The organism is Fructobacillus sp. EFB-N1, assembly GCF_001038455.1.
GTDB lineage: Bacteria > Bacillota > Bacilli > Lactobacillales > Lactobacillaceae > Fructobacillus > Fructobacillus cardui.
The window spans coordinates 1-5,754 of sequence record NZ_LDUY01000067.1; the positions used below are offsets into that span (position 1 = coordinate 1).

At 33.7% G+C, this 5,754-nt stretch carries 6 protein-coding genes; 3 read left to right on the forward strand and 3 right to left on the reverse strand.

The window, feature by feature from the left end; genetic code table 11:
* Nucleotides 1-124: 124 nt before the first annotated feature.
* Complete coding sequence (locus FEFB_RS08105) at nucleotides 125-325, reverse strand: cold-shock protein (RefSeq protein ID WP_047975741.1); 201 nt, start codon at nucleotides 323-325, stop codon at nucleotides 125-127.
* Between the two features lie 665 nt (nucleotides 326-990).
* Here FEFB_RS08105 and FEFB_RS09215 point away from each other — a divergent pair.
* Nucleotides 991-1,545, forward strand: coding sequence for a CPBP family intramembrane glutamic endopeptidase (locus tag FEFB_RS09215; RefSeq protein WP_369795920.1), 555 nt, complete (start codon nucleotides 991-993; stop codon nucleotides 1,543-1,545).
* 58 nt (nucleotides 1,546-1,603) lie between these two features.
* Here the strand turns inward: FEFB_RS09215 and FEFB_RS08115 are convergent, their stop codons facing one another.
* On the reverse strand, nucleotides 1,604-2,704 hold the full coding sequence (locus FEFB_RS08115) for an HlyD family efflux transporter periplasmic adaptor subunit (RefSeq protein WP_047975743.1): 1,101 nt from the start codon (nucleotides 2,702-2,704) through the stop codon (nucleotides 1,604-1,606).
* An 18-nt stretch (nucleotides 2,705-2,722) separates the two neighbouring features.
* Complete coding sequence (locus FEFB_RS08120; RefSeq protein WP_304413449.1) at nucleotides 2,723-4,930, reverse strand: peptide cleavage/export ABC transporter; 2,208 nt, start codon at nucleotides 4,928-4,930, stop codon at nucleotides 2,723-2,725.
* Nucleotides 4,931-5,059: 129 nt separating this feature from the next.
* Here FEFB_RS08120 and FEFB_RS08555 point away from each other — a divergent pair, with 129 nt between their 5' ends.
* Both FEFB_RS08555 and FEFB_RS08125 read left to right on the forward strand, forming a co-directional pair.
* A complete protein-coding gene (locus FEFB_RS08555; protein ID WP_082131968.1) occupies nucleotides 5,060-5,218 on the forward strand; it encodes a bacteriocin in 159 nt (52 codons plus the stop codon).
* Between the two features lie 41 nt (nucleotides 5,219-5,259).
* Complete coding sequence (locus FEFB_RS08125) at nucleotides 5,260-5,445, forward strand: hypothetical protein (RefSeq protein WP_047975745.1); 186 nt, start codon at nucleotides 5,260-5,262, stop codon at nucleotides 5,443-5,445.
* The last annotated feature ends 309 nt before the right edge of the window (nucleotides 5,446-5,754 follow it).

Consider the following 5,754-nt stretch of genomic DNA (forward strand, 5'->3'; position numbering starts at 1 on the left):
CAACAATCGACCCATGAAGTTACATAACTACCAGACGCCACTAGAAGTTTTTCGGGGTTGTTCGAATTAAACTTGTAATCTGCCAAAATAAAAAAGCCCACGACGTGGGCTTTTTTATTTTTCATTATGCTTTAACAATATTAACGGCTTGCAAACCACGATCACCAGATTCAACACTGAACGTCACTGACTGACCTTCATCAAGCGTTTTGAATCCATTACCCTGAATAGCCGAAAAATGGGCGAAAACATCATCACCGCTTTCACGTGTGATAAATCCAAATCCTTTGTCGCCATTAAACCACTTTACTGTACCTGTTTCCATTATATGTTTCTCCTTTGGTGTACTCACCACTTTTTGTTAATTAAAATAATTGGTGCTGAGCGTCCTTCAAGAAAAACAAATCAAAATCAAAAAAGTTAATTACAACATCATTATACCACAATTACAATTAATAACATTGAAAAAACATTTACATTTAACAATCCTCCGTCTGACTAGAAAACACTTTCCTCAATAACCTATACCGTGGATGGGTGCATAACATCTGTCCACTTTATTAGCATACGAGCATTCACAATTATTCTTTCATGATTTAACTGTAAAGTAATCCAATAGTAATCATACCTAGATTGATATTCCTCAAATAACTCACGAATTCGGTTCGTGAGCTTTTCATTCTTTGCTCGTATGCTAATATAAGCAACAGCAGATTAATTTTTTTACCGCGAACTATTACTCTATTACCTTTTGATTCTTGGAGAACGAAGATGCCTAACTATCCTAATAAAAGAAATTTGATTATTTTAACTACAACATTTATTCTGGGAGTTCTACTTTTAGAACAATTCATCATTTTCCCATTAATCAATGAAGCCTATTTTATTCTCCATTTATCCCAGATAATGAGCAATTTTATTTTTAAAACAGCTGAGTTGCTTCTTTTTATTAGTTTGAATTACTTTTTAACAAAGCAAAAAGTATTCTTAATGCCCTCAAAGTCATGGCTAACGGTTTTTCTTTTTATTTTTATAAGTATCGTATGTATCCCTTTCTTTTCCACTCCACATCTAGAAAATGCAATTTTGACTGGACTTATGGGTGGAATTCCAGAAGAATACTTTTCTAGAGGAGTCCTATTATCATTTTTTTTAACATATTTTGTTCGTAATAATTACTCCCGAACAGCATTAATTAAAGCAATTTTTAGTTCTAATTTTATCTTTGCATTAATGCATCTAACGAACTTATCCCATGAATCTGTGTCCTATGTTATTTTACAATGTATATTATCTTTTGTATCTGGACTTTCATACAGCGCCATCTATGTACAAACAGGTAGCTTGTATTTATCTATGTTCATGCATTTTACAAAAGATTTTATATTAACAGCAGACGTGTCCAGCCAACTAACTAACATACTACATTCATCTTTCGCAATGTTTCAACTATTATTAGTGGTCATTACCTTTATTTATTGGAACAAACATGAACCACGATTAATCCGATTAATTAGATATTCATCTAATGAAAAAAATACCTAGTTAACATAATGTATCTTTTAAAAAATAAAATGCAACGTTCATCCACGAACGTTGCATTTTATTTGAAAATACTATCTTTAAGATAATTCATCCATGTTTTTCTACCTGTGATAACCGATACTTTCCCTTCCAGCCCATATCGTATTTGATCGTAATCTGTTTTTTTCAAAGACAATTGCGCTGTAACTCGGTAAACATTTCCCTGTTGCGTTTCAGTTGATGCCTCATCAATCTGATTGATTTTTCCGTCCAGCAAAAGAGGTTTGGGTCCATTTTGATTCGTCTGAAATCTAATTTTTTGATGCAACTTTAAATCATTTAATTGATTAGCAGGTACTGCGAATTGAATTGAAAGTATTGGTTGTTCCTTTAATTCTGGATAGATATCCGCCACTTCTGTACCACTCGCAAGATATTGTGACTTTGGACTAGCATTTTTCAAATGCAATACCCCAGTGATTGGCGCCTTCATCATCGCACTATTAGCCGTATTATTTAATAATTCTTGATTAGTCTTTAAATCAATCCCGCTATCATTCAAACTTTGTACTTCCTGATGAATACTTGCTAAAGTTTTTGACTTCAAAGACAACTTCTTTTGATTAGTCGATTGATTCGTTTGATCAATCTTTTTATTTTTTTCTTTCTGTTCAATATCAGATTGGTTAATTTGATCAATACTTTCTTGATTAGACAAATCCAGATCATTTAACTGACTTTGATAATCAGAAAATTGATTAGCATAACCATATTCGTCATTCGTTTGAAAAAGATTTTTCCCTTGTTCGACACTTTGCTGATACGTCTTTAAAAGTTGTAGGCGGTTCAAATTACGATTATATTTTTGCTGATTATTATCTTGATTAATCGATGTTTCTTGATTATTAAAAACCAACAAGGTTTCACCGGAATGTACCACCTTATTTTCTTTTAAATTATTTTCAATAATCGCCGCATTACTTGGCGATTGAATCGTCGTTAAAGTTGTTTTAGGGATAATTTGACCAATTGATTTAACGGTTATTTCTTTTTTTGTAAAACATAAAAAGGCAACCATCATAACAATAAAAAGCACAATCGGCCAAATAAGCTTCGTGGTAAAAGTACCATAACGACGATTATAAAATTCAGCACTTTCAAGCTGGTCACGTACGTTCACTTATATACACTCCCTCTGCTATTTCTGTACCAATGTTCGATATGCTTGGTTACTTTTTAGTAATTCATCATGAGGACCATCCGCTACAATCTTCCCTTGTTCTAACATGACCACTCGATTCACGCGTTCAGCAATCGTTAGTCGGTGGGCTACAAAGATAATTGTTTTATCCTGCAGTGCTAGTAAATTATCAACAACCTTTTTTTCAGTTAACACATCCAAATTACTGGTTGATTCATCAAGGATTAACACGCTAGATTCTGTTAACAAAGCCCGAGCCAATGAAATTCGCTGTTTCTGTCCACCTGAAAGTGTCCCTGCATCGGTAATTTCAGTATTAAAGCCTTGTGACATGTTTTCAATGTCATCTCGAATGCCAGCAATCTCAGTGGCTTTAAAGATTTCTTCTGTCGTAACAGGTCCCTTAACACCTATCAACAAGTTATCAATAATTTTCCCATTAAATAAATGCGGTTCTTGTGGTACATAAGTAATCATCGACCTTAAAGCTTTTTTGGGTAGATGCTTAATATCCGTACCTTTTAGTGTAATCTTCCCATGGTTAGGTTCTAAATCAAAGAAACGCACCAGTAACTTCGCTAGGGTTGATTTACCAGATCCTGAAATCCCAACTAACGCTATTTTTTCACCATTAGTGATTGCGAGAGATAATTGATCAATAATAGCTTGATTATATTGATATTCAAATGAAATGGATTGAAAATGAATATCCAAATCGGTGGCATCAATCGTTAATTTATTTTCTTCATTTGCAAACTCTGATTTGACTGCATAGACTTCTTCTAGTCGATGGGCTGCCACCATGGCGGTTTGGATACGGCTTTGCAAATTAATAATTGATTGCAACGGCTCCGTAAAATAGCCTAATAAGGCGTTATAGGCCATCAATTCCCCAATGGTCAGTTTATTTTGAACAACAAGATTTGCACCATACCACAACACCAACACTTGAAGAATCAGCTTTAAAGCACCTTTCAAGGCTTCTTGAATCGCTGTTACCCGTGCTTTTGAAAATGAGTTTTTTAAAAATCGTACATATTCTTGGTCAACATGCTGATAACTGTTTTCTTCTGCTCTTAATGCCTTGATCGTTTCCATGCCGTTTAGACTTTCAATGACCGATGACTCCAAATCTGCACCAGAACGCATTGTTTGTAGATTCAAACGGGCAAAAATCTTCACGAAACTCAACACGATTAAGCCATAAATTGGGATAGATAATGCTGTAATTAAAAACAGATTGGCATTATAGCTCAGTAACACAATCGCCATCATGATAATAATGACAACATCAATAAACATTGAAAGGATTGATGAGGCCACTGCCTCAATAACAGAGTTAGCGTCGTTAAATCGAGACGTCAATTCTCCTACACGACGGGTGTAAAAAAAGTTCATTGGTAGTTTAAAAAGATGTTGGATGTAAGAAAGAATCAAATCAATCGACAACCGCTGTCCCAATACAATTAAAAGATATTGCTGCACATAAAACATGATCTGCTGGAAAATGTAGGCTGTTATCAAGCCTATACTGACAATCGTGAGGGTATTCATCATGTTATTGGGAACATATTCATCAACTAGAAATTGTATGAAATAAGATCCAATAATACTAACTAATGTCACGACTAGAGAACTAGCCACAATATTGGCAATCAAACCTTTTTGCTTACCAATAATTGCTAACAAACTTCTGATTCCTGTTTTTTTTGTCTTTTCAGGTTTGAACTCTGGATTAGGCACCAAAAAAAGAGCCACGCCTGTCCACTGTTTAGCGAAGTTCTCGTAACTCATTTTTATTTTTTTGACATTAGGGTCAGGATCAGCAATATATACTTTCTTTTTGGTTACTTTATAAACCACATAATAATGTTCTAACAGCTGACCTTGATCAGGCTTTTGAACATGGACAATAAAAGGAAGTGGGAGCCGTTTTATCTCCTGAAAGATGCTCATATCGGCCTGAATCGCCTTAACATCAAAGTTAATATTTTCAGCAGCTTTTTTTAGTCCTAGTGCGGTCGTCCCCTCACGATTCGTTTTAGCCAAATCTCTCAATCGTGCAATTGAAATATCATGACCATATGTTTTGACCACCATGGCAAGACAAGCAACACCACAATCTCGTTCATCAACTTGGGATACATAATAGAACATATTTCCTGGGTACCTTTTTACATGAATTTTAGAAAAGTAAAATAACATTATAAAAACTCTATCATATTTTAGTAACTTAGTACCAAAATATGATATATAAATATGTTGATTTATTTTAAAATTACAGATAATATATGGTTATATTAGCGTATATTTCAGAAAATTGGAGAGAAGAATATGCAAAAATTTGTAGAATTAAATGATAATGAGTTAGAAAATATTATCGGTGGATCTAGTGATGGATTTTGGACATGGGTAGGATATACTGCTCGAGTGACATATAACACCGCTCGCAAGTATCCAGCTCACGGAACTACACTAGTTCCACATTGGTAATAATTTAATATTCAATTAAAATATAAAGGAGATGTATCTCGATGACTAAAAAATTAAATTTTCTAAGCACTTACCAGGATATTAATGAAGCAAAACTATCTGAAATAAATGGTGGATTTTGGGGATATCTAGCTCCATTTGGTATTTACATGGCGCAGCAGGCATTTGAACACTCAGATCAAATATCACATGGATGGAAATCTGCTGGAAAGAAGACTTTTTTCTAAATATTTAATACTAGTCAAGTATTTTCAAGTTGCATGTATTAGAAATCAATTTTTCTTATAAAAAAGATATCCGGAGAAAAAATTATATTAAAAAAATCATTATTTAGAAACATAATTAAAGCGCTTTTTGTAGTAACCTTGACACAAATTATCATAAATCTGTTGTCACATACTTATCTGTTTGACAACATGGACGCTGTTTTCAATTTCATGATTTTGTATACTCTTATTCTGTATATCGCAGATAAAAAAACTAGTTAACATAATGTGCGTTACCGAAAGTAAAAAAGACCAGCTCCCAGAAATAGG

Bases quoted from the DNA above. Each gene is read 5' to 3' on its own strand.
- FEFB_RS08105 (WP_047975741.1), bottom strand. From the start codon at position 325: ATGGAAACAGGTACAGTAAAGTGGTTTAATGGCGACAAAGGATTTGGA.
- FEFB_RS08120 (WP_304413449.1), bottom strand. From the start codon at position 4,930: ATGTTATTTTACTTTTCTAAAATTCATGTAAAAAGGTACCCAGGAAAT.
- FEFB_RS09215 (WP_369795920.1), top strand. From the start codon at position 991: ATGCCCTCAAAGTCATGGCTAACGGTTTTTCTTTTTATTTTTATAAGT.
- FEFB_RS08125 (WP_047975745.1), top strand. From the start codon at position 5,260: ATGACTAAAAAATTAAATTTTCTAAGCACTTACCAGGATATTAATGAA.
- FEFB_RS08555 (WP_082131968.1), top strand. From the start codon at position 5,060: ATGCAAAAATTTGTAGAATTAAATGATAATGAGTTAGAAAATATTATC.